The organism is Vibrio sp. 2CM40D, assembly GCF_023161825.1.
Lineage (GTDB): Bacteria > Pseudomonadota > Gammaproteobacteria > Enterobacterales > Vibrionaceae > Vibrio > Vibrio alginolyticus.
In genome coordinates this window covers 669,547-694,695 of record NZ_JALNTL010000001.1, presented here as the reverse complement: position 1 = coordinate 694,695, position 25,149 = coordinate 669,547, and the positions used below count along the sequence as shown (strand labels likewise).

The 25,149-nt window shown below is 45.8% G+C and carries 23 protein-coding genes; 22 read left to right on the top strand and 1 reads right to left on the bottom strand.

Annotated elements, in window-relative coordinates; all coding sequences use genetic code 11:
• The first annotated feature begins 417 nt into the window (after window positions 1-417).
• From rpoE to acpS, 11 genes are all read left to right on the top strand, one after another.
• Window positions 418-996, top strand: a complete 579-nt coding sequence (gene rpoE, locus MTF70_RS03185; protein WP_005380946.1) for an RNA polymerase sigma factor RpoE — start codon at window positions 418-420, stop codon at window positions 994-996.
• 26 nt (window positions 997-1,022) lie between these two features.
• Window positions 1,023-1,649 carry a sigma-E factor negative regulatory protein gene (locus MTF70_RS03180; protein ID WP_042521278.1) on the top strand — a complete coding sequence of 209 codons (627 nt, stop codon included), beginning with the start codon at window positions 1,023-1,025 and terminating at the stop codon, window positions 1,647-1,649.
• Window positions 1,646-2,605 carry a sigma-E factor regulatory protein RseB gene (gene rseB, locus MTF70_RS03175; protein ID WP_005380941.1) on the top strand — a complete coding sequence of 320 codons (960 nt, stop codon included), beginning with the start codon at window positions 1,646-1,648 and terminating at the stop codon, window positions 2,603-2,605. Before MTF70_RS03180 ends, rseB begins: the two co-directional genes overlap by 4 nt.
• Before the next feature lie 2 nt (window positions 2,606-2,607).
• A complete protein-coding gene (locus MTF70_RS03170; protein WP_005380936.1) occupies window positions 2,608-3,078 on the top strand; it encodes a SoxR reducing system RseC family protein in 471 nt (156 codons plus the stop codon).
• Between the two features lie 158 nt (window positions 3,079-3,236).
• Window positions 3,237-5,030, top strand: a complete 1,794-nt coding sequence (lepA, locus tag MTF70_RS03165) for a translation elongation factor 4 (protein ID WP_005380934.1) — start codon at window positions 3,237-3,239, stop codon at window positions 5,028-5,030.
• Window positions 5,031-5,134: 104 nt separating this feature from the next.
• A complete protein-coding gene (lepB, locus tag MTF70_RS03160) occupies window positions 5,135-6,034 on the top strand; it encodes a signal peptidase I (RefSeq protein WP_138939848.1) in 900 nt (299 codons plus the stop codon).
• A gap of 20 nt (window positions 6,035-6,054) precedes the next feature.
• Window positions 6,055-6,732, top strand: coding sequence for a ribonuclease III (rnc, locus tag MTF70_RS03155; RefSeq protein WP_005393907.1), 678 nt, complete (start codon window positions 6,055-6,057; stop codon window positions 6,730-6,732).
• The gene (gene era / locus MTF70_RS03150) at window positions 6,725-7,687 is read left to right on the top strand and encodes a GTPase Era (RefSeq protein WP_005380931.1); all 963 of its coding nucleotides are present in this window, start codon (window positions 6,725-6,727) and stop codon (window positions 7,685-7,687) included. The genes rnc and era overlap by 8 nt, the downstream gene beginning before the upstream one ends.
• 115 nt (window positions 7,688-7,802) lie before the next feature.
• Window positions 7,803-8,534 carry a DNA repair protein RecO gene (gene recO / locus MTF70_RS03145; RefSeq protein ID WP_005384578.1) on the top strand — a complete coding sequence of 244 codons (732 nt, stop codon included), beginning with the start codon at window positions 7,803-7,805 and terminating at the stop codon, window positions 8,532-8,534.
• A complete protein-coding gene (pdxJ, locus tag MTF70_RS03140) occupies window positions 8,531-9,265 on the top strand; it encodes a pyridoxine 5'-phosphate synthase (protein WP_005384579.1) in 735 nt (244 codons plus the stop codon). The genes recO and pdxJ overlap by 4 nt, the downstream gene beginning before the upstream one ends.
• A gap of 10 nt (window positions 9,266-9,275) precedes the next feature.
• Window positions 9,276-9,656: a holo-ACP synthase gene (gene acpS / locus MTF70_RS03135; protein WP_005380927.1), complete on the top strand. Its 381-nt coding sequence runs from the start codon at window positions 9,276-9,278 to the stop codon at window positions 9,654-9,656.
• 69 nt (window positions 9,657-9,725) lie between these two features.
• On the opposite strand, the gene barA is transcribed toward acpS, so the two are convergent.
• Entirely contained in the window at window positions 9,726-12,524 is a 2,799-nt protein-coding gene (barA, locus tag MTF70_RS03130; protein WP_205461130.1) for a two-component sensor histidine kinase BarA, read from the bottom strand.
• Window positions 12,525-12,716: 192 nt separating this feature from the next.
• On the opposite strand from barA, the gene rlmD reads away from it, so the two are divergent.
• From rlmD to MTF70_RS03075, 11 genes are all read left to right on the top strand, one after another.
• Window positions 12,717-14,036 (top strand): 23S rRNA (uracil(1939)-C(5))-methyltransferase RlmD, encoded by a 1,320-nt coding sequence (rlmD, locus tag MTF70_RS03125; protein ID WP_205461131.1) that lies wholly within the window; start codon window positions 12,717-12,719, stop codon window positions 14,034-14,036.
• Window positions 14,037-14,159: 123 nt separating this feature from the next.
• Window positions 14,160-16,379 carry a GTP diphosphokinase gene (relA, locus tag MTF70_RS03120; RefSeq protein ID WP_005380915.1) on the top strand — a complete coding sequence of 740 codons (2,220 nt, stop codon included), beginning with the start codon at window positions 14,160-14,162 and terminating at the stop codon, window positions 16,377-16,379.
• 208 nt (window positions 16,380-16,587) lie between these two features.
• Window positions 16,588-17,391 carry a nucleoside triphosphate pyrophosphohydrolase gene (gene mazG / locus MTF70_RS03115; protein ID WP_005383780.1) on the top strand — a complete coding sequence of 268 codons (804 nt, stop codon included), beginning with the start codon at window positions 16,588-16,590 and terminating at the stop codon, window positions 17,389-17,391.
• 205 nt (window positions 17,392-17,596) lie between these two features.
• Window positions 17,597-19,237 (top strand): CTP synthase, encoded by a 1,641-nt coding sequence (locus tag MTF70_RS03110; protein ID WP_021034029.1) that lies wholly within the window; start codon window positions 17,597-17,599, stop codon window positions 19,235-19,237.
• Window positions 19,238-19,315: 78 nt separating this feature from the next.
• Entirely contained in the window at window positions 19,316-20,617 is a 1,302-nt protein-coding gene (gene eno / locus MTF70_RS03105; protein WP_005383785.1) for a phosphopyruvate hydratase, read from the top strand.
• 548 nt (window positions 20,618-21,165) lie between these two features.
• Entirely contained in the window at window positions 21,166-21,447 is a 282-nt protein-coding gene (gene ftsB, locus MTF70_RS03100) for a cell division protein FtsB (protein WP_005380907.1), read from the top strand.
• Between the two features lies 1 nt (window position 21,448).
• Complete coding sequence (gene ispD / locus MTF70_RS03095) at window positions 21,449-22,156, top strand: 2-C-methyl-D-erythritol 4-phosphate cytidylyltransferase (RefSeq protein ID WP_054701898.1); 708 nt, start codon at window positions 21,449-21,451, stop codon at window positions 22,154-22,156.
• Between the two features lie 14 nt (window positions 22,157-22,170).
• A complete protein-coding gene (gene ispF, locus MTF70_RS03090; protein ID WP_054866498.1) occupies window positions 22,171-22,647 on the top strand; it encodes a 2-C-methyl-D-erythritol 2,4-cyclodiphosphate synthase in 477 nt (158 codons plus the stop codon).
• Between the two features lie 45 nt (window positions 22,648-22,692).
• Window positions 22,693-23,736: a tRNA pseudouridine(13) synthase TruD gene (gene truD, locus MTF70_RS03085; protein ID WP_017821624.1), complete on the top strand. Its 1,044-nt coding sequence runs from the start codon at window positions 22,693-22,695 to the stop codon at window positions 23,734-23,736.
• Window positions 23,736-24,512: a 5'/3'-nucleotidase SurE gene (surE, locus tag MTF70_RS03080; protein WP_005380894.1), complete on the top strand. Its 777-nt coding sequence runs from the start codon at window positions 23,736-23,738 to the stop codon at window positions 24,510-24,512. Before truD ends, surE begins: the two co-directional genes overlap by 1 nt.
• The gene (locus MTF70_RS03075) at window positions 24,512-25,138 is read left to right on the top strand and encodes a protein-L-isoaspartate(D-aspartate) O-methyltransferase (RefSeq protein ID WP_005380892.1); all 627 of its coding nucleotides are present in this window, start codon (window positions 24,512-24,514) and stop codon (window positions 25,136-25,138) included. Before surE ends, MTF70_RS03075 begins: the two co-directional genes overlap by 1 nt.
• Window positions 25,139-25,149 lie beyond the last annotated feature (11 nt).

Genomic DNA, 25,149 nt, shown 5'->3' with positions numbered 1-25,149 from the left:
CTGAGCCACTCTTCTTTTTCATGCAGAGCATGAGCATGCTTCCTAAGTTATAATTTGTAACGCGGTGTTCAGATAGCCATTAGCCATGCAAATGAAAAGTAATAGTTTGTCAATGCCATTGCTTTTCCATGCCCGACCCAGCACAATCTGGGACAGAGATCATTCATTATACCCATTTCCCTCCAAGATGCTCGCTTGTCAAACTTAGACTAAAGTCAGGCAGCGGTGGTCATTTGGGTACAGACATCACACTGTGAAAAAACAATGACAAAAAACTTGAGAAACCATGGAACTTTCTCATTCACGTTAGGGTCACAATAGTGCTCAAGTAAGCAGTGGTGTCAATACTACGTTTTGCATAATTAGTACCCATATCTGAGAAGAGTAGGGGCATAACAAATAGGAGTATCCGCTCGAATGAACGAGCAGCTGACCGATCAAGTATTGATTGAGCGAGTTCAGAATGGCGATAAGCAAGCATTCAACCTGTTGGTAACAAAGTACCAGAATAAGGTATGTAATCTTATTTCCAGATACGTTAGTAATCCTGGCGATGTACCAGATGTAGCACAAGAAGCGTTTATTAAAGCTTACCGAGCTATCCCTAGCTTTCGTGGGGAAAGTGCGTTTTATACGTGGCTGTATCGCATTGCAGTGAATACTGCGAAAAATCACATTGTTGCTCAAGGGCGTAGACCTCCAGCGACAGATGTCGATGCTGAAGATGCTGAATTTTACGAAACAGGTAGTGCACTTAAAGAAATATCGAACCCTGAGAACTTAACGTTGTCCAAAGAATTGCAACGGGTGGTGTTCAGTGCAATCGAAGCTTTACCTGAAGATTTAAAAACCGCAATGACATTACGAGAGCTCGATGGCTTGAGTTATGAAGAAATTGCAGAAGTGATGGATTGCCCGGTAGGAACGGTACGATCGCGTATCTTCCGTGCTCGTGAGGCGGTGGAAAAGAAAATCAGACCTCTTTTGCAACGCTAGTACAAGTAATAACTATGGTGAAAATAATGGCTGACAAAGAAAAACTTTCAGCTCTCATGGATGGAGAATTGGTCGATAAGGCTTTAATTCAAGAGTTAGAGCAAGACCAAGAGAGCCGTGATGCTTGGCAGAACTATCACCTGATTGGTGATGTGATGCGAGGCGAAGCGCCAGCAAAACCTGAGTGGAATATTGCTGAAAGCGTGGCGTTAGCGTTAGAAGATGAACCTGCACACCGTGCGTTTGATTCGCACAGTGCAAATGTTATCTCAATTGCGGATACGCCAAAAGAGTCGCAACCAGAACCGCAAAAAGCAAAACGTCACTTGCCAGGTTGGTTGACGCAGTTTGGTCAAGTTGCTGTTGCTGCATGTGTATCGCTTGTTGTTATTTTAGGTGTACAGCAGTACGGTGGTAGCGATTCAATGTCGCCGCAAGCAGATCAATTACCTGTATTGCAGACGGTTCCGTTTGCTGGCAGCGCAGAACCAGTGAGTTTGACTCGTGAGTCTGTAGAACGTTCTGTAGGCGAGGCAAATATGCAAGAGCAGCGCAAGCGTGTTCATGCTATGCTGCGAGACTACGAATTACAGTTACGAATTAACAGTGATGCATCTCAACAAGATGCAAATCTGAATCCGGATATTGAATGAAAAAATTTCTGATCAGCGCTTGCGCTCTGTTCAGTATGATGTCTTCTCAAGCCTTTGCTGGTGACAAGCCAGCGGAGGCTTTATTGCATCAAATGAGCGAGGCGAGTAAGAATTTAAGTTACGAACTCTCTTATATCCTTATCAAAAAGAACAGCATTGAGCCGTTGCTGTATCGTCATGCCACGCATGGTGACGATCAATATGCTCACCTTGTCTACTTAAGTGGCCCCGTGCGTGAAGTGATTCGTCGCGGAACTGAAGTAAGTTACATCGAAACGGGTTTAGAACCGTTCACCATCGAGTCAGGTAAAATGGTCGCTCCGACTATGCCGATGCTCAACACCAATATCGATGAGCTAAACTTGTATTACGACTATGTAAAAGTGGGTAGAGCTCGTGAAGCTGGTGTGGCAACACAAGTGCTGCGTATTGTTCCTAAAGACGGTCTGCGCTATTCATACGTACTATGGATCGATGAGAAGAGTAAATTGCCGTTACGTGCCGACCTTGTGGACCGCGATGGTGAGATGCTTGAACAATATCGCACTATTTCTTACACGGTAAACCCAAAAATCGCAGAGTTAATGAGTGGCCTGCAAGATGTTCAATTACCTGCTGTTCTCACCATGCCAAAAGGCGATATTGGGACCAGTAATTGGCAGGTTGGTTGGATCCCTGAGGGTTTCGAGCCGAACGAGCTCAACCGCTATCGAATGGCCGTTACTAATCAAATGGTGGAGAGCCAGCTGTATTCTGATGGTCTGTTTAGCTTCTCTGTTTACGTAGCAAACAAAGATGAGCATTCGTTAAAAGGGCAGTTGGTTCGCCAAGGCAGAAGAACGCTACACAGTTTTGTGAGCGGTCAACATGAAATCTCTGTTGTAGGAGACATTCCACCGACCACAGCACAGCGTATCGCCCAATCTGTCACATTTAATGTAACAAAGAGTAAATAACAATGATGACCGCGTTGGCTACCGTGACAGACGTGCATCGTCGCGGCAAGCAATTCGAAATTGATTTAAGTTGCGAACAGCAGACCAGTTGCAGTAGTTGCTCTTCACAGAAAAGCTGTGGAACGGGCGTTGTTACTAAAGCCATTGGTAACAAGAGTTTATCTTGGCACCTGCGCACGGATAAATCGGTGAAAATAGGTCAAGTCGTCGAGATTGGTTTTCCTGAGTCAAGCCTAATAAAATCAGCAATGGCGGTTTATTTACTGCCATTGTTTGGTTTGATTATCGGTGCGATGTTTGGTCACTTCCTATTAGCGCCGCTGACAGCCGGCGGGGAAGGCATCATCATATTGGCATCGGTATTGTTTGCCGCTGGTGGAATGTGGATCGCAAAACGTGTTTCTCGTCCGTTAGAAGATGAATCCAAGCGCCAAGTTACCCTCGTTCGGGTACTTGGAGAGCCAATCCAGTAAGTGCTGTCCCCCTCCACTAAAGGTTATTTGGGTATGTACTTTAAATTACGTGCGCCCGTTAACGAAATTCGGTAGAATCTGCCAACTTGATTGAAATGCCGTCAGTAGATGGCGTTTCTTACTGTCCCTATTTGTAAAGAGTTAGTCACCCTAAATCTATGAAGCACATTCGTAACTTTTCGATTATCGCCCACATCGACCATGGTAAGTCGACCCTATCAGACCGTCTAATCCAAGTTTGTGGCGGGTTAACCGATCGTGAAATGGCCGCACAGGTTCTGGATTCTATGGATCTTGAACGTGAGCGTGGCATCACCATCAAATCTCAGAGTGTGACGCTAAACTACACCGCTAAAGACGGTGAGACGTATCAGCTGAACTTCATCGATACTCCGGGGCACGTTGACTTTGCATATGAAGTATCACGTTCTCTAGCGGCTTGTGAAGGTGCGCTATTGGTTGTGGATGCGGGTCAAGGTGTTGAAGCTCAAACACTGGCTAACTGTTACACCGCGATCGAAATGGATCTAGAGGTTGTGCCAATCTTGAACAAGATTGACCTACCAGCAGCCGATCCTGAGCGTGTAGCGGAAGAAATTGAAGAAATCGTTGGTATCGATGCAATGGAAGCAACCCGCTGTTCTGCGAAGACAGGCATCGGTGTTGATGACGTTCTAGAGAACATTGTGTCAGCGATCCCTGCACCGGAAGGTGATCCAGATGCGCCACTACAAGCGCTGATCATTGACTCATGGTTTGATAACTACCTTGGCGTTGTTTCTCTAGTGCGTATTAAAAACGGCGAACTGAAGAAGAACGATAAGATCAAAGTGATGAGTACGGGCCAAGTTTGGGGTGTGGACCGCCTTGGTATCTTTACGCCAAAACAAGTGGATACCGATACCCTTCGTACTGGTGAAGTAGGTTGGGTTGTTTGTGGTATCAAAGACATTCTTGGTGCCCCTGTTGGTGATACGCTGACTCTAGCGAAGAATGGTTGTGATAAACCGCTACCAGGCTTTAAGAAAGTTAAACCTCAGGTTTACGCAGGTCTGTTCCCAGTATCTTCTGACGATTACGAGAACTTCCGTGACGCACTAGGCAAACTAAGCCTTAACGACGCATCGCTATTCTACGAGCCAGAAAACTCTGCGGCACTTGGCTTTGGTTTCCGTTGTGGTTTCCTTGGCATGTTGCACATGGAAATCATCCAAGAGCGTCTAGAGCGTGAATACGACTTGGATCTTATCACCACAGCACCAACGGTAGTTTACGAAGTTGAGAAGACGGATGGCGATCTGCTGTATGTTGATAGCCCAGCAAAACTACCAGCGATCAATGACATTGAAGAAATTCGTGAACCGATTGCGCGTTGTAATATCCTTGTGCCTTCAGAGTACCTAGGTAACGTAATCACCCTGTGTGTTGAAAAGCGAGGCAGTCAAGTTGATATGGTTTACCACGGTAACCAAGTCGCTGTGACTTACGATATTCCAATGGCCGAAGTGGTACTGGATTTCTTCGACCGTCTGAAATCAACATCACGCGGTTACGCATCTTTGGATTACAACTTCCAGCGTTTTGAAGCTTCGAACATGGTACGTGTAGACGTTCTTCTTAACGGTGACACTGTTGATGCATTGGCGATGATCACACACAAAGATCAGTCTCAGACTCGCGGTCGTCAGTTGGTAGAGAAGATGAAAGAATTCATCCCTCGCCAAATGTTTGATATCGCAATCCAAGCGGCAATTGGTAACCACATTATCGCTCGTTCAACGGTAAAACAGTTGCGTAAGAACGTTATTGCGAAATGTTACGGCGGTGACGTAAGTCGTAAGAAGAAACTTCTGAAGAAACAGAAAGAAGGTAAGAAACGCATGAAGCAGATCGGTAACGTTGAGCTGCCTCAAGAAGCGTTCCTAGCCATCCTTCACGTAGGTAAAGACTAAAGTTGAACTTTGTCTCACACTTGTCGGTCTTAAGACGTTAGATATTAAAATAAGTGAAAGGGTTTCGGCTCTTTCACTTTCGTATTTTTAGATAAGGGAATTTAATGGCGAATACATTCTCACTGATGTTGGTTATTGCGACTTTGGTAACTGGCGTGGTTTGGCTATTGGAAAAGCTGGTTTTCGCGAAAAAGCGTCAGGAAAAACTGGCTGAGATTCAAGCTCAGACGTCTAATGGTTTGGATGCAGTGACCTTGCAAAAAGTTGAGCGTCAGCCTTGGTGGGTTGAAAATAGCGTCTCTATTTTTCCTGTGATCGCGTTCGTTTTAGTATTACGTTCTTTTATCTACGAACCATTTCAAATCCCATCAGGCTCAATGATGCCTACCTTGCTGGTTGGCGATTTCATTTTAGTTGAGAAGTACGCGTACGGTCTAAAAGACCCAGTATGGCGTACTCAGCTAGTGGAAACTGGTAAGCCTGAGCGTGGTGATATCGTGGTATTCAAATACCCACCACAACCAAGTGTGGACTACATTAAGCGTGTAGTTGGTTTACCTGGTGATATCGTGCGTTATTCAGGTGATAAGCAGCTTTGCGTGCAAAGCCAAGGCGAATCGGCGTGTAAGCCAGTTAAACTGAGCAACGTTGAAGAAAGTCAGTTTAGCTCGAACGGTATTCCAATGATCCAACTGGATGAGAAATTGGGTAACGTTGAGCACAATATTTTGGTTAACCCTCTTGTGCGTAACCGCGTGGAGCAATATTTCCCACGCAGCGGCACGACAGAGTGGGTTGTACCACAAGGTCAGTACTTTGTGATGGGTGATAACCGTGACAACAGTGCTGACAGCCGTTACTGGGGCTTCGTTCCTGAAGCAAACTTAGTCGGCAAAGCTGTCGCCATTTGGATCAGCTTCGAGTTTGATCGTGGCGCAGATAGCGTTCTACCTTCATGGATTCCAACTGGTGTGCGTTTTAACCGCATCGGTGGTATTCACTAACCATTTTATATCGAGAGAGTATGAATTCTCCAATTGATAAACTAGAGAGAAAGCTCGGCTACCAGTTTCAAGATGCCGGGCTTATCAACTTGGCGCTGACTCACCGCAGCGCCAACAGTAAGCATAATGAACGTCTTGAGTTTCTGGGCGATTCAATTTTAAGTTTTGTCATCGCTGATGATCTGTACCATCGTTTCCCGAAAGTGAACGAGGGTGACATGAGCCGTATGCGTGCTACTTTGGTTCGTGGACATACATTGGCGGAACTGGGTCGTGAATTCGATCTAGGAGATTATTTAAAATTAGGTCCAGGTGAATTGAAGAGTGGCGGTTTCCGCCGAGACTCTATTTTAGCCGATGCGGTTGAAGCCATTATTGGCGCAATTTACCTAGACAGCGATCTTGAAGTCGTGCGAGGCATTGTACTGAGTTGGTACAACTCACGCCTTGAAGCCATTAAACCTGGCGTCTCACAAAAAGATCCGAAAACTCGCCTACAAGAGTTCCTACAAGGCAGAAGAAAACCGCTGCCTGTGTACACAGTGACTAATATTAAAGGTGAAGCGCACAACCAAGAGTTTACGGTTGAGTGTGAAGTAGCAGGTGTGGATAAGCCTGTAATCGGTAAAGGCACCAGCCGCCGCAAGGCAGAACAAGCGGCTGCTGAAACAGCACTTGAGCAATTAACAAATGGCTGATAACGAATTCGATATCGATGCGTTTTTCGCATCACAAGGTGAGCCAAGCTCGCCAGAAAACCAACACTGTGGCTTTATTGCTATTGTTGGTCGTCCAAACGTAGGTAAGTCGACACTTTTGAACAAGATTTTGGGTCAGAAGATTTCGATCACCTCTCGTAAGCCGCAAACGACACGCCACCGTATTATGGGTGTGGATACGGACGGCGATTACCAAGCGATTTACGTCGACACGCCTGGACTTCACATTGAAGAAAAGCGTGCGATCAACCGTTTGATGAACCGTGCAGCTAACTCGTCATTGAGTGATGTAAACCTTGTGTTCTTCTTAGTCGATGGTACGCATTGGACTAAAGACGATGAGATGGTGCTGACCAAACTTCAAAAATCGAACTTCCCAGTTGTGCTTTGTGTAAACAAGGTCGACAACGTACAAGATCGTAACGACGTGATGCTACACATGGCGGAGATGTCGAAGAAGATGGACTTCGTGGATGTTGTGCCAATCTCTGCCAAGCAAGGTAAGAACATTGACGTACTGCGTAAGCACGTGCGTAATCACTTACCTAAAGCAACGCATCACTTCCCAGAAGAATACGTGACTGACCGTTCTCAGCGTTTTATGGCGTCTGAGATTGTGCGTGAAAAGCTGATGCGCTTTACTGGTGAAGAGCTGCCATACTCAGTAACGGTTGAAATTGAACGTTTTGATTACAACCCCGAAACCGACGGTTTCCACATCAATGCCTTGATTCTTGTTGAGCGTAATGGTCAGAAGAAAATGGTGATTGGCAAAGGCGGCGAGAAGATTAAAACCATTGGTCGCGAAGCGCGTTTGGATATGGAAGAATTGTTCGGTCGTAAAGTTTACCTAGAAACCTGGGTAAAAGTGAAATCTGGCTGGGCAGACGACGAACGAGCGTTGCGATCGTTGGGTTATATAGACGATTTATAATCTTGGCTGCGAAGGTGCTTCGCTCCAACATCGATGAAAAATCAGTATCGATTAAAATAAGGAGCCGCTCGGCTCCTTATTTTTTATTTCACACTTTTTAGGCACAATGACTTAGATGAGTAATCTGTCTTCCGAAGGTTTACAGCGCTGTTTTGTATTGCACCGACGCCCTTACAGTGAATCGAGCTTAATCCTTGATGTATTTAGTGAGGAATATGGCCGAATGACTTTAATGGCCAAAGGCGCGCGCAGTAAGCGTTCGAACTTAAAAGGCGCATTGCAACCTTTTACCCCGCTATTACTTAAATGGTCGGGGAAAGGCTCAATGAAAACTTTGCGTCAAGCCGAGCCGATAAGTCTAGGTTTGCCGTTAACGGGCATTAATCTCTACTCAGCCATGTACGTCAATGAACTGATTGGCCGTATTTTGATGGCTGAAGTGCCGATGCCAGCACTATTTCATGATTATTTGCATGCGTTAACCGAGTTGGCGCACAACGAGAACCCTGAGCCTGCACTGCGTCGTTTTGAGTTAGCCTTGCTGTCTGCGATGGGGTATGGCGTGGATTTTTTGCATTGTGCAGGTACCGGCGAGCCCGTCGATCCAGAAATGACCTATCGTTACCGGGAACAGAAAGGGTTTATTGCTTCGGTTAGGCGCGATAACCTCACTTTTTTAGGGAATGAACTGATTGCTATCAGTGAGCGGCGGTTCGTCACTAAAGAGCAGCTAAAAGCGGCAAAACGCTTTACACGTATAGCCTTAAAGCCGTATCTTGGCGGCAAACCTTTAAAAAGTCGTGAATTTTTCATTCAGACCCCCAGAGCACGGAGTAACGGAAAATGAGCTCAATTTATTTAGGCGTCAATATCGACCATATTGCCACTCTACGTAATGCACGTGGTACAAAATACCCGGATCCTGTTCACGCTGCTGAAATTGCAGAGCGTGCAGGCGCGGACGGTATCACTATCCACTTACGTGAAGACCGTCGCCATATTTTGGATCGTGATGTACGTATTCTGCGTGAAACCATTCAAACGCGTATGAATCTAGAGATGGCAGTGACGGACGAAATGGTTGAGATTGCGCTGCAAACTAAGCCAGAGTTTGTGTGTCTAGTGCCTGAAAAGCGTGAAGAACTGACGACGGAAGGTGGCTTAGATGTTGTAGGGCAGCTTGAAAAAATTAAAGCTGCGACGAAAAAGCTGACAGATGCCGGCATTAAAGTTTCGCTCTTTATTGATGCTGACCGTCAACAGATTGAAGCTGCGAAAAAGTGTGGCGCTCCGTTTATTGAGCTACATACTGGCCACTATGCAGATGCGACGACAGAAGACGAACAGCAAGCTGAACTGAAGAAGATTGCTGCTGGTGCGAGTTATGCACATGACCTAGGTATTATTGTTAATGCCGGGCATGGCCTGACTTATCACAATGTCGCACCAATTGCTGCATTACCAGAAATTTACGAACTCAACATTGGTCACTCAATCATTGGTCGCGCAGTATTTGATGGTTTAAATAAAGCGGTTGCTGACATGAAAGCACTGATGATTGAGGCTCGCCAGTCATAGGGCTATCTAGATGGCGATTATAGGGTTAGGGACCGACATTGCAGAAATTGAGCGTATTGAAAAAGCGTTAGCTCGTAGTGGTGAACCTTTTGCTCAGCGGATTCTTTCAGAAGAAGAAATGGCCAAATTCTCACAGCTTAAGCTGCAAGGGCGTTATCTTGCTAAGCGCTTTGCTGTTAAAGAAGCGGCCTCAAAAGCATTGGGTACAGGGATCGCAAAAGGGGTCACGTTTCACGACTTTTCCATCTCGAACGATGAGCTTGGAAAACCAGTGCTCGCATTGACGGGCACAGCCAAGCAAATAGCGGATGCGATGGGCGTTAACCACATTCACCTGTCCATTTCCGATGAGCGTCATTACGCTGTGGCGACGGTCATTTTTGAATCCTAGCTTGTAAGTCTCAAACAAAATACTAAAAAGCCAGAGCATTTGCTCTGGCTTTTGTTTCTCTTCAATAGATCACTGTTCAAGGTATAACTTTGCGGTTGTTGTTACTTTAATCATTTCATCTTGCAGCTCGAACATTTCAGGCTCAACTTCCTCAAGACTGATCCCTGAGCGCAGTGCTTGCTCAAGCGTCGCACAGAGTGATTTCAGCCTTGGAACGCCACAATATGAACTACTGCCGTGCAGCTTATGGATGACATGAATTAGGTCGTCACGAGAGATATCTTCTTGCTCCAGAGCTTGGTCAACAACTGCTTCTACTTCAGGGATGAACTCAATCAACATGCGCAGCATATCTTTGGCGAGATCCTCTTTATTCGCGCTCTGTTTCAAGGCTGCTTGCCAATCAATAATCACATCCTGCTGAGGCGAAGAAACGGATTGTGGTGCGCTTCCTTCAGGTTCATCAACGTATGAAGGGGCGACTTTGCCAATGCTCTCTGTACAAGCATTTGGGTTCCAGTGAACCAAAACCTGTTGTAGCACATGCTCTTCAATAGGTTTGGTCAAGTAGTCATCCATTCCTGCCGAGAGCAAGCGGTCTCGTTCCCCTGCCATGGCATGTGCCGTTACCGCAATCACTGGCGTGTCTTTATTTAGCTCCAACTCTTTAATGTGCTTACAAGCGGTCACCCCATCCATTTGTGGCATTTGAATATCCATGAAGATTAAATCGTACTTTTTCTCTGTCGCCAGGTTCACCGCTTGCTGGCCATTGCTACAGGCGGTGACGGTTTCTACTCGTTCGCGGAGCAGTGCAGAGATCAGCTTCAAGTTTGCAGGGTTGTCATCCACTGCTAGTACAGTGAGAGGTAAACGGTCCCCTTCGCTTGGCGTAATTGGAGCGCTTAATACCGGTGGCGATTCTACATGTTCGCTAATCAGGCTTTGTAGCAACTTACGGCGAGACAATGGTTTCGTCAGGCACTGGACGTGATGCTCTGTCATTATTTGGTCCGCAAGCGCCAATTCGGTACTCGGTGTCCCTAGGAGAACACTCGGAGCCATGCGTTTCGCTTGTTCTATCCAAGGTGTAATAACTTCCACATCGTGAGTCTGGTTGGCCGCTAAATTCAACAGTACATAATCATATTGTTCTTCGTTGTTTGGTAGCGAAGAGCGGTAGGTTACTAAAATACCCTCCTGACTTAGAATCTGTTGGGTTACGGACGCGGCTTGCATGTTTGGTTCAATCAGCAGTAACTGCTTCCCAGTCAGAAGTTCCACTTCAATCAGTTCGCTCATTGGCATCTCGGTTGAGTGCAAGCGCACCGTAAACCAGAAGGTTGAACCTTGGTGTAGACGGCTGGTTAAACTGATTTCGCCGCCCATCTGGCTCACCAGTTTCTGAGTGATAACCAGACCAAGACCAGTACCGCCGTAACGACGTGAAATACTTGCATCTGCTTGGCTAAAGGCTTGGAACAACTGCGCTTGCTGACGCTCAGAGATACCAATACCGGTATCACGCACCATGAATTGCAGTTCGACGGAGTCTCCTGATTGAGAGCGCATTTCTACGCTAACATCAATGTTGCCTCGCTCGGTAAACTTGATTGAGTTACCGACTAAGTTCGTCAAAATTTGCTGGATACGTAGTGGATCCCCAACTAAACCTGGTGGAATTTTAGGGTCCACTTTTAGGGTGATTTCTAACCCTTTCTCATGTGCACTTGTGGCTTGTAGGTTAATTACCTCTTCTAAACTTTCTCGGAAATCAAAAGGAATGTTTTCGAGTGCCAGCTTACCCGCTTCAAGTTTCGAGAAGTCGAGAATGTCATTGATGATATTCAGCAGGTTGTTCGCCGATTTCTCAATCGTCTGTAGGTAATCCGTTTGGCTGTTAGAAAGCTGCGTTTTAAGCATTTGACGAGTAAAGCCAATCACCCCATTGAGCGGAGTACGCAGCTCGTGCGACATGTTCGCCAAGAACTCTGACTTAACCCTGGCCGCTTCTTGCGCGCGTTTCTTCGCGATATCCAACTCAACGTTCTGAATTTCTAGCTGCTCAAGCGTTTCACGTAAGTCGGACGTGGCTTGGTCTATACTGTGCTGCATCTCCACGTGATATTCTGATAACGATACCGCCATGGCGTTGATGCCATTTTTTAGCTGGTCTAACTCACCGTGCATTTTGCCTTCGATACGCACATCCAGATGACCACGGCGAATGCGGTCAACGACATTCTTCATGTGGGTGATAGGTTGGGTCACATCGTGCATTAGACGTGAAGCAAACACACTTGCTAAGCCAAGACCGAGAACCAGAACTAAAAAAGCAGAGAAGACTTCTTGATACTGTTGCAGCCTCAAGGAGGAGAGATCTAACTCGACGGCGATGTAACCAATCGCTTTTGTGCCTTGGCTTTCGTTCGACAACTCCGCTAAGTAGTGACCTTCTGACAAAATGGGGACACGCAATATCAGTGAGTTTTCGTAGATTTCCGAATTACCCAGTTGCGGGATCGGTTTATCTTTGGGAAACATCAAGGCTTCAAAATTAGGATGAAAGTTAGAGGTTACAAAGAGCTCATGATGTTCATCAAATACCGCGATACTACGAACCAGTTTGGAGTTTTTACGGTGCGCGTAGCTTATCAAGCGACGTACCGCCTCTCGGCTTTCTGATAGTAGATGAGTTTCACTGGCAATCGCCAGCGGCTCAATAATGCTGTTACCAGTGGTGATAACTTGTTTCTCAAGGTCTTGGTAGCGGTTAAATGAGAAAAAGCCGCTCAGTAATAAACCAATAATGAGAGTGGGAGCGAGAGTTAGTGTAATTACACGTGCTCGTAAGCCATATCTGGTCATGTTATCTAATTACATCGGAGTCTGGATATGGGAAAATAACGCATTATTTCTCAAGCGCACGATAAAGCCTTGAGCAAAGAAGTGACGTCACCGAATAAACGGTAAGCATAATCAAGTCACTCGAATCACACAACGGCTGCAATCAAGAATAGTGAAGCCGAAGAGCAATTACACATAAATCAGGCATAGAGCATGGCACGCATCTTTCAACCGAAAAAGAAAACCCAACTCAATACTCGGCACCAAGCAGTGCAAGTAGAGCGTTTAGATCACCACGGCGCAGGCATTGCTTACCTCAAAAAGAAGCCATTGTTTATTGATGGAGCACTGCCAGGTGAGGAGGTGGTCACTCAATTGGTGGAAGAAAAGAGCAAATACGCTCGCGGTAAGTTGATTAAAATCCTTAAGCCGAGTGAAGCTCGTGTGGAGCCATTTTGCCCACATTATCATGAGTGCGGTGGCTGTGATTTGCAGCATCTAGATTATGACCAACAATTGACGTACAAACAGCAAACGTTGCGTCAGCTAATGCGAAAATTTTCAGGCAGTGACATTGAACTAGATGCCCCGTTATTGGGATATTCGCAGGCCTACCGTCGCCGTGCGAGAGTGAGCTTGTTTGTTGATAAAAGAACACGTCAGCTACATTTTGGTTTCCGTAAAAAGCAGAGTAAGCAAATTGCGCAAGTGACCGATTGCCCAGTGCTGGCACCGGAACTGAATGTTTTGCTGCCAGAGATTTACTCAGCCCTAAAAGCGTTCAAAAAGCCGGAACAATTGGGTCATGTAGAGCTGGTACTTGGTGATAATGGTCCGTGTATTACGCTGCGCCACTTGAGCGCTCTGACAACGAGTGAAACTCAATCTCTAACGGAGTTGGCAAAACGTCATGGCGCATCGTTGTACTTAATGCCATCGACAGAACAATTAGACCTTATCGAAGGCGATATGCCTTTTTATCAAGAAGTTGGAGTGAAAATCCCTTTTGCACCAAATAACTTTATTCAAGTAAACCAAGGTGTAAACCAACAAATGGTCAAACAAGCGGTTGAGTGGTTAGACCCACAAAAGAGTGACCGAGTGTTAGATTTGTTCTGTGGTTTAGGCAACTTTAGTTTACCAGTTGCGAAATTAGCTAAGTACGTGGTTGGAGTAGAGGGTGTTGCAGAGATGGTAGAAAAAGCCACAAACAATGCATCTTTGAACCAAATCAATAACGCGCAATTTTATCACGCTAACCTTGAGCAAGATTTTGAAGGCCAAGCCTGGGCCGCAGAGCGGTTTGATAAAGTATTATTAGACCCGGCACGCGCGGGAGCGAGTGGGATCATCGATCAAGTTTCTGAGCTTGGCGCACAGCGTGTAGTTTATGTTTCTTGTAATCCTGCTACCCTTGCTAGGGATAGTCAAAGCTTGATAGAGCAAGGCTATAAATTAACGAAATTAGGTATGCTGGATATGTTCCCTCATACCAGTCATCTAGAATCGATGGCATTGTTTGAAAAGTCCTAACTTTAGGACTTTGACCCCTTATTTGTGGTGGGTGGTCATAAAGCCAGCGTGTACGCGCGGTAAAAAGAACTAACCTGGACGGTGTTAGTCAAACCACACGAATATAATAATTAGGATGATGAGATGGTTGCGGTAAGAAGCGCGCATTTAAACCAAGATGAACAGTTTGAACTCGAAAACTGGGTGGCTAGCCTAGGACAAGAGAAAAACACAGCCTCACGCTTAATCGAAGTATATCGAGATTGCCAGACGGTATTAGCTGATAACGAGCAAGCGGAGCTGTTGTTGTGGCGTGGACGAGAAATGATCGAAATTTTGATCACCTTGTCTATGGATCAAGCCACTTTAGTGGCTGCTCAACTGTTTCCTTTGGTTTCAAGTGGTGCTTTTAACAGAGAAATTCTGGAAGAGAAATACAGCAAAGAAATCATAAAATTAATCGACGGCGTTGAAGAAATGGCTGCTATTGGCCAACTCAACGTCAACATGGAAGGCAGTGCAGCGTCATCTCAGGTAGATAACGTACGCCGTATGCTGCTTGCCATGGTGGATGACTTCCGCTGCGTAGTTATCAAGCTCGCGGAACGAATTTGTAACCTTATTGAAGTTAAAAAAGCGCCAGATGAAGTTCGACGTGCGGCGGCAAAAGAGTGTGCCAACATCTATGCGCCGCTAGCAAACCGATTAGGCATCGGTCAGCTGAAATGGGAAATTGAAGATTACGCTTTCCGCTACCAACAACCGGAAACTTACAAACAAATTGCCAAACAGCTTTCTGAGAGACGCATCGTTCGTGAACAGTACATCAAAGACTTTGTTGAAGACCTCACGCACGAAATGGAAGTGTCGGGCATCAATGCCGAAGTGAGTGGTCGACCTAAGCACATCTACAGCATTTGGCGAAAAATGCAGAAAAAGAGTTTGGCCTTTGATGAGCTGTTTGATGTGCGAGCAGTGCGTATCATCGCAGACAAACTGCAAGATTGTTACGCGGCTTTAGGCGTAGTTCACACCAAATACAAGCATCTACCGAGCGAGTTTGATGACTACGTTGCTAACCCTAAACCAAACGGTTATCAATCGATCCATACAGTAATTCTAGGGCCAGAAGGCAAAACCATCGAGATCCAGATTCGTACCAAGCAAATGCATGAAGAGTCGGAACTGGGGGTTGCAGCGCACTGGAAATATAAAGAAGGGGCAAGCAGCCGAAGCGGTTATGATGAGAAGATCACGTGGCTGCGTAAGCTACTGGATTGGCAAGAAGAAATGTCTGACTCTGGCGAAATGCTCGATGAGCTGCGTAGCCAAGTCTTTGATGACCGTGTTTATGCCTTTACACCACGTGGTGATGTTGTCGATTTGCCAATGGGGGCAACGCCGCTAGATTTTGCCTATCACATTCACTCCGAAGTGGGACACCGTTGTATCGGTGCCAAAGTCGGAGGTCGTATTGTGCCGTTCACGCATAAATTACATATGGGTGACCAAGTCGAGATTATCACTCAGAAAGAACCTAACCCATCACGTGACTGGTTAAACCCATCATTAGGCTTCGTTCATTCTGGTCGTGCGCGTGCCAAAATTAACGCCTGGTTCCGAAAACAAAGCCGTGAGAAGAACCTCGAAGCAGGTCGTGAAATCCTTGAGCATGAGTTAGCCAAAATTGGCGCAACGTTAAAAGATGCAGAGCATTACGCCCTCAAGCGGTTTAACGTCAAAACACCAGATGAATTGTATGTTGGGGTAGGTAGCGGTGATTTGCGCATCAATCAAATCATTAACCATATCAACGCGTTAGTTAACAAGCCAACGGCAGAGGAAGAAGACCAGCAAGCACTGGAAAAACTGCAAGAAGCTGAGCATAAATCACCCGCGCAAAGCCGACCGAAAAAAGACGCAGTTGTAGTAGAAGGCGTCGATAACCTAATGACACATCTAGCACGTTGCTGTCAGCCAATTCCAGGTGACGATATCTCTGGTTACATAACGCAAGGTCGTGGGATTTCAGTACACCGTAGTGACTGTGAACAGTTAGAAGAACTGCGCCATCATGCGCCAGAGCGCATCATCGATACAGTCTGGGGCAGCGGCTTTGTGGGGTCATACATCCTCACCGTGCGTGTTGAAGCGATGGAGCGAGGTGGTCTACTCAAAGACATTACGACACTGTTCGCCAACGAAAAGATCAAAGTGACCAGTATGAAGAACCGAGTCGACTACAGACGTCAACTTGCCATCATGGACTTTGACCTAGAAGTCACCAATATTGAGGTGCTTTCGCGGGTTTCGAAGCGCGTGGAACAGATCAAGGATGTCATGACGGTGAAACGCCTCGGCTAAAACTCTCGTCATAGTTATCGTTGTAGCGTTGTTGACTGTACGCACTTGCTCCATCACATGGTGAACCATGCTCAGGAGTCGCGAAAATTTGTTGCCTTGTCAAAGTAACAATTACTTAGTGAAAGCTGCTGAGAAAATACAATGTGGAAGGTGAGTGGTTTTGGCTGCTCACCTTTTTCTTTAATAGAAAGGTTTAAAGGAACAAAAAATGAGTCATCCAATTGAACAGTTAGAACAAATCATGGCGAAGTTGCGTGACCCAGAAAACGGTTGCCCTTGGGACTTAAAACAAACCTTTGACACCATCGTTCCGCATACTATAGAAGAAACCTACGAAGTGGTGGACGCGATTCAAAATCGAGATTGGCCCAATCTAAAAGAAGAGCTAGGGGATTTGTTGTTTCAGGTGATTTTTTACAGTCAGCTAGCGAAAGAGCAAGAGCTGTTCGACTTTTCGGATGTCGTCGAAACCGTGAACGAAAAACTGACTCGTCGCCACCCGCATGTTTTTTCAGATGTTGAGTTTGAATCTGACGAGGAAATTAACGCGAACTGGGAAGCGGAAAAAGCAAAAGAAAAAGCCCTAGTAGGCAAAGCGGAAGAAAGTATCCTAGACTCAATACCAAACTCTTTGCCGGCACTTTCTCGTGCTACAAAAATTCAGAAAAAATGTGCAAAATTTGGGTTTGATTGGGATTCACTTGGCCCGGTTGTCGATAAAGTACGAGAAGAAATTGACGAAGTCATGGAAGAGGCACTGCAAGTTCAGCCCGATGAAGAGAAAGTTGAGTTGGAGCTCGGTGATTTGCTATTTGCGACTGTCAATTTGGCTCGCCACCTTGATAAAAACCCAGAAGTCGCACTAGGAAAAGCAAACGTAAAGTTTGCGCGACGTTTTAAACAAGTTGAAGGCAAGGTCCAGCAGTCAGGCAAAGTACTTACAGATTGTTCTTTATCAGAACTTGACCATTTTTGGGATGAAGTAAAACAAGAAGAATCGAGGCAGAGGTAAACTGGCAGAATACATAATATAAGGTCAGCTTGTTTGGTTACACGAAAACGGACTTTGGTTTGTCTTTGCTCACTTTGATTTGAAGCAAAAAATAAAAAATTACGGTGTGATAGATTTCACGTTGTGGCGGTAAGGAGCTTCTGGTATATTTATCTCCCGTCCAGAAGCACTCCATTTCCCTCATTCAACCAATTTCAGGTTAAACATGACGACAAATTACATTTTTGTTACTGGCGGGGTTGTATCCTCTCTAGGTAAAGGTATTGCAGCAGCATCTCTTGCGGCTATTCTAGAAGCTCGTGGTCTTAAAGTGACTATGATGAAGCTTGACCCTTACATCAACGTTGACCCGGGCACAATGAGCCCTACTCAGCACGGTGAAGTGTTCGTTACAGAAGATGGCGCAGAGACTGACCTTGACCTTGGTCACTACGAGCGTTTCATCCGTACCAAGATGACCAAGCGTAACAACTTCACTGCAGGTCGTGTTTATGCCGACGTACTTCGTAAAGAACGTCGTGGTGACTACCTAGGCGCAACTATTCAAGTTATCCCTCATATCACTAACGCAATCAAAGATCGCGTTATTGCAGGTTCTGAAGGCCATGATGTGGCTATCGTTGAAGTTGGCGGTACTGTTGGTGATATCGAATCACTACCATTTATGGAAGCGATTCGTCAGCTAGCTGTTGAGCTAGGCCGTGAGCGCGCAATGTTCATGCACCTAACACTTGTTCCTTACCTAGCGGCAGCGGGCGAAGTGAAAACTAAGCCGACGCAACACTCTGTAAAAGAACTTCTATCTATCGGTATTCAGCCAGACATCCTAGTTTGCCGTAGCGATCGCGTTATTCCTGCGAATGAGCGTAAAAAAATCGCACTGTTCTGTAATGTTCCAGAAAAAGCAGTAATTTCAATGAAGGATGTAGACTCTATCTACAAGATCCCTCAGTTGATTAAATCTCAAGGGCTAGATGACCTTGTGTGTGCTCGCTTTGGTATTACTGCTCCTGAAGCAGACCTTTCTGAATGGGAACAGGTTATCTACGAAGAAGCAAATCCTACTGGTGAAGTAACCATCGGTATGGTTGGTAAATACATTGAATTACCAGATGCATACAAATCTGTGAACGAAGCGCTTAAACACGCTGGCTTGAAAAACCGCCTAAGCGTCACAATTAAGTATGTAGACTCACAAGATATCGAAACAAAAGGCGTTGAACTTCTAGAAGGTTTGGACGCAATCCTAGTACCAGGTGGCTTCGGCGATCGTGGTATTGAAGGCAAGATCCGTGCGGCTCAATATGCACGTGAAAATAACGTGCCTTACCTAGGTATTTGTTTGGGTATGCAAGTTGCACTAATCGAATACGCGCGTAACGTTGCGGGTATGGAAGGTGCACATTCAACAGAATTTAACAAAGAGACTAAGTACCCTGTGGTAGGTTTGATCACAGAGTGGGTAGACGAATCAGGTAGCGTAGAAGAGCGTACTGAAAAGTCTGACCTAGGCGGTACGATGCGTCTTGGTTCACAGCTGTGTCACCTAGAGAAAGGGACTAAAGCTCGTGAACTGTACGGTAGCGCGACGATCCATGAACGTCACCGTCACCGTTACGAAGTGAATAACGTGCTTCGTCCGCAAATCGAAAAAGCAGGCCTAAAAGTATCAGGTCTATCTGCGGACAAGAAGTTAGTGGAAATGATTGAGAACCCAGCTCACCCATGGTTTGTAGCGGCTCAGTTCCACCCAGAATTCACCTCGACTCCTCGCGATGGACATCCATTGTTTGCAGGTTTTGTTAAGGCTGCGGGCCAAAACGCACGCGGCGAATTCGAGAAGTAAAAGGATACGGGCGGCGGCGAAGGTTGTGCTGCTGCCCTTTAAGATTGACATTTATATTTGAAACGAGAGGAAACATTAATGTCTAAGATCGTTAAAGTTCTAGGTCGTGAAATCATCGACTCACGTGGTAACCCAACTGTAGAAGCTGAAGTACACCTAGAAGGCGGTTTCGTAGGTATGGCGGCAGCTCCATCTGGCGCATCTACTGGTTCTCGCGAAGCTCTTGAGCTACGTGACGGTGACAAAGCACGTTTCCTAGGTAAAGGTGTTCTTAAAGCAGTTGAAGCTGTAAACGGCCCAATCGCTGAAGCTCTAGTTGGCAAAGACGCTAAAGACCAAGCTGCAATCGACGCAGTAATGATCGAACTAGACGGCACTGAAAACAAATCTAAATTCGGTGCTAACGCTATCCTAGCTGTTTCTCTAGCAAACGCTAAAGCTGCTGCTGCTGCGAAAGGCATGCCTCTATACGAGCACATCGCTGAGCTAAACGGCACTGCAGGTCAGTTCTCTATGCCTCTACCAATGATGAACATCATCAACGGTGGTGAGCACGCAGACAACAACGTTGACATCCAAGAGTTCATGATCCAACCAGTTGGCGCTAAGACTCTTAAAGAAGGTCTACGTATCGGTGCAGAAGTATTCCACAACCTAGCTAAAGTTCTTAAGTCTAAAGGCTACAGCACTGCAGTTGGTGATGAAGGTGGTTTCGCTCCTAACCTTAAATCTAACGCTGAAGCTCTAGAAGTTATCGCAGAAGCTGTTGCAGCTGCTGGTTACGAACTAGGTAAAGACGTAACTCTAGCTATGGACTGTGCTGCATCTGAGTTCTTCGACAAAGAAGCTGGCATCTACAACATGAAAGGCGAAGGTAAAACTTTCACTTCTGAAGAGTTCAACCACTACCTAGCTGAGCTAGCTAACCAATTCCCAATCGTTTCTATCGAAGACGGTCTAGACGAGTCTGACTGGGATGGCTTCAAGCACCAAACTGAACTACTAGGTGACAAGCTTCAACTAGTAGGTGACGATCTATTCGTTACTAACACTAAGATCCTTGCTGAAGGTATCGAGAAAGGCGTAGCTAACTCTATCCTTATCAAGTTCAACCAAATCGGTTCTCTAACTGAGACTCTAGCTGCAATCAAGATGGCTAAAGACGCAGGTTACACAGCAGTAATCTCTCACCGTTCTGGCGAAACTGAAGATGCAACTATCGCTGACCTAGCGGTAGGTACAGCTGCAGGTCAAATCAAAACTGGTTCTATGAGCCGTTCTGACCGTGTTGCTAAGTACAACCAGCTAATCCGTATCGAGGAAGCTCTAGGTGAGCGCGCTCCTTTCAACGGTCTTAAAGAAGTTAAAGGTCAAGCTTAATTCTTAATTGAATTAACAGCTTAACTTAAAGCTTTTGAAAACGCCTCGCACTTGCGGGGCGTTTTTTATATGACGGAAGCTCTAAGTGAGCGCGCTCCTCCATGTTTCAAGGAAGCGGTCTCAAAGAAGTTAAAGGTCAGGCTTAATTCTTAATTGAATTAACCGCTTAACTTAAAGCTTTTGAAAACGCCTCGCACTTGTGGGGCGTTTTTTATATGACGGAAGCGCTAAGTGAGCGCGCTCCTCCATGTTTCAAGGAAGCGGTCTTAAAGAAGTTAAAGGTCAAGCTTAATTCTTATTGAGTAAAGTTTCGCTAAATAGCTTTTTGAAACCATCGCTACGGCGGTTTTTTTGTATTTATAAGTTTGTATTTTTGGCTCTTACTTTGGTCATGGGTAAGGAGCGCTTCCTATGAGCTTGTTTCATTTTGCTGCTTATTTCTTGTAAGGAGCGTGTGAGTCTCCCTTTCTCCCCTAGAGGCAACCTCGCATTTATGCTATATATGTCACCTTATCTAATTCCTTCCGGTACAGAATGTTAGCAGCGATATGCGAATCTTTGTTATAGCCCTTACGCTACTGTTTGGCTTGCTTCAATACACTCTATGGTTTGGTAAAAACGGAGTGTCTGACTACTACACAGTAAAAGATGAAATTGAAGTTCAGCAACAAGTGAACAGCAAGCTACAAGCTCGCAACAATGAAATGTTCGCTGAGATTGATGACTTAAGGCAAGGTCTTGATGCGATTGAAGAACGTGCGCGTCATGAGCTCGGTTTAGTTAAAGATGGCGAGACTTTTTACCGCATTATAGGTGAGGAAAACCATTAAAATGTTGGATATGAACTCATCGCATATCGCAATTGTGCCTGCTGCTGGTGTGGGTAGCAGAATGAAGGCAGATCGCCCTAAGCAATATTTATTGATCGAAGGTAAAGCGGTACTGGAACATACCGTAGAGAAACTGCTTTCTCACCCAAATATTTCTAAGGTTGTCGTTGCCGTTACTGACGGCGACCCATATTACCCAGAATTGTCCGTTGCTAAGCACCCAGATGTGATTCGTGTAGCTGGTGGTAAAGAAAGAGCAGACTCTGTGTTATCAGGGCTAAACTATGTCAATGAGCATCTGGAAAGCGAGTGGGTATTAGTTCACGACGCTGCAAGGCCATGTGTATTAACATCCGACATTGACCGTTTGATTGATGTTTGCTGCGCCCACTCAACGGGTGGCATTCTCGCATCTCCTGTGAGAGATACAATGAAGCGAGCAAACGCAGTGCAAGATATCGATCATACGGTAGATAGAGAAGCATTGTGGCATGCACTGACTCCACAAATGTTTAAAACTCAGCAGCTTACTCAAGCACTGGCTGACGCATTAGAACAGGGTGTAACTATTACTGATGAAGCCTCGGCTTTGGAGTGGTTAGGCGAGAAGCCAGCCTTAGTTCAAGGGAATGCGAACAATATAAAAATCACTCAGCCAGAAGACCTTGCGTTAGCCGAGTTTTATCTAAGCCGTGAGCGCGGCGAATAAAGAAAGGATAGAAAATGATTCGAATTGGTCATGGTTTCGATGTACATAAATTCGGTGGTGAAGGCCCAGTCATTATTGGTGGTGTAGCAATCCCTTATGAGCAAGGTTTGATTGCACACTCAGATGGCGATGTAGCGTTGCATGCGTTAACGGATGCTCTGCTGGGCGCGATTGCTGCCGGCGATATTGGTCGTCATTTCCCAGATACGGATGATAAATGGAAAGGCGCAAACAGTCGTGAATTACTGAAAGACGTTTACCGTCGAGTTAAAGGGCAAGGCTACCGTCTTGGCAATGCTGATGTAACCATCATGGCACAAGCGCCTAAAATGGCACCACACATTGACGCAATGTGTGCGGCGATAGCCGAAGACCTAGAAACCGACATTAGTAACATTAACGTAAAAGCGACGACGACAGAACGTCTCGGTTTTACTGGACGCAAAGAAGGCATTGCAACGGAAGCCGTTGTACTTCTGTTTAAGCAATAACTAGCAATTTGCTCCTCTAAGCTGTGATATCAGCGGAAACACATCATGTCAGACATTTTATCTTCATTGGCTTACCTAACGGGTAAGCCAGTTGCATCGGCAAAAATTAAAGCGCAGCCAGAGCATTTTCAGGTTCGCGAAGATTTAGGTTTTGCCTTTACGGGCGAAGGCGAGCACTTAATGGTTCGTATCCGTAAAACGGGCGAGAACACCAGCTTCGTTGCTAACGAGTTAGCAAAAGCCTGTGGTGTTAAGTCGAAAGACGTTAGCTGGGCGGGTCTTAAAGACCGTCATGCGGTGACGGAACAGTGGTTAAGTGTCCATTTACCAAAAGGTGAAACGCCAGATTTTTCAGCGTTTTTGGCTCAATACCCAAGTATCGAAATCCTTGCAACAGATCGTCACAATAAAAAACTGCGTCCTGGTGACCTAGTAGGGAACGAGTTCGTGGTTACTTTGTCTGAAGTGACAGATATAGCGGATGTAGAGCAACGTCTTGAAAAAGTGAAACAAGTTGGCGTGCCAAACTACTTTGGTAGTCAGCGTTTTGGTAACGATGGCAACAACCTTGAAGAAGCACGTCGATGGGGACGCGAAAACGTTCGTACCCGCAATCAAAACAAGCGAAGCATGTATTTATCAGCGGCTCGTTCGTGGATTTTCAACCGCATCGTTTCAGCTCGTCTAGAGAATTGTGTGTTTGATAAGTTCATTGATGGTGACATTGCACAGACGAATTCAGGCACTCAGTTGATTGATGCAAACAACATCACTGATTTGCAAGTGCAATTTGCACAAGGTGAAGCGGCAATTACCGCTGCGCTTGCTGGCGATAATGCACTGCCTACTCAAGCCGAGGCTCTGGCATTAGAGCAACCGTTTTTAGACGAAGAGCCTGACCTCATGGCGTTGATTCGTGGTAATCGCATGCGCCACGATCGTCGCGATATTGCGCTGAAGCCAAAAGATTTAGCTTGGACGGTTGAAGGTAACAACATTACGCTGACTTTCTCACTGGATGCGGGATCTTTTGCGACCTCTATTGTTCGTGAGTTAGTTAATGAGGTTGAAGTAGAAAGAGAATACTAATGGAACAGGATTCACGAAACCCGAAGCCCTTAAGAGTCTTAATCAGCAATGATGATGGTGTTCATGCTCAAGGGATTCATGCCCTCGCTGATGAGTTGAGAGATATCGCTGAAGTGACCATTGTCGCACCTGATCGAAATCGTTCAGGTGCTTCGAATTCACTCACATTAGAACAACCATTACGCGTGACTGAAATTGCCCCAAATATCTACTCAGTGCAAGGCACGCCCACGGATTGTGTGCATTTCGCGCTGAATGAGCTAATGAAAGATGATTTGCCTGATCTTGTTCTGTCAGGAATCAACCATGGCGCTAATTTGGGTGATGATGTTCTTTATTCTGGAACAGTAGCAGCAGCCATGGAAGGTCATTTCCTTGGCGTTCAGTCGGTGGCTTTTTCTCTAGTGGGTAAGCGACATTTCGAATCCGCCGCTAAAATTGCACGTCAAATTGTACAACAGCATTTAGCGTCGCCGATTCCAACGAATCGTCTACTGAACGTAAACGTGCCTGACTTACCATCAGAGAATTTAGGTGAAATTGAAGTTACGCGTTTAGGTGCACGTCATCACGCAGAGAATATGATCAAGCAGAAAGATCCGAGAGGCCATGACATTTATTGGTTAGGGCCACCAGGAAAGGAGCAAGATGCAGGAGAGGGCACGGACTTTTATGCAATTGAGCATGGCCGAGTTTCAATGACGCCTCTGCAAGTTGATCTCACCGCTCACGAGTCGCTGCGTGCTATGGATAGTTGGTTAAAGGAAGAGAAGTAATGAGTAACCCACATGCTGACAGGTTGATAGCGTTTCTTATCTCCAGTGGCATCAAAGACCAAAGAGTTCTGGATGCTATCCAACGCTTGCCACGAGAAAGCTTTGTTTCTCAAGCGATGATGCACCAAGCCTATGATAACAATGCGTTACCAATTGGTCAGGGACAAACTATTTCTCAGCCTTATATCGTTGCGCGTATGACCGAGTTGCTTGAGCTAGAGCCGGCGAGTCGTGTTCTGGAAATCGGAACGGGATCGGGTTATCAAACCGCGGTACTGGCGCAAATTGTTGATCATGTATACTCCGTTGAGCGAATTAAATCGTTGCAATGGGAAGCAAAGCGTCGCCTGAAGCAATTGGATATTTACAATGTTTCAACTAAGCATGCTGATGGGTGGCAGGGCTGGGAAGCGAGAGGTCCTTTCGATGCTATTATTGTTACCGCTGCCGCTGAAGTGATTCCCCAAGCTCTTCTCTCACAATTAAGAGATGGCGGCAAAATGGTCATTCCTGTTGGAGATACGGAACAACAGTTATTAAAAATAGAGCGTAAGGGAGACGAATATCTCTCTACCGTTGTAGAAATGGTTCGGTTCGTACCTCTGGTTGCGGGTGATTTAGCTTAAGGGTTAGGGAT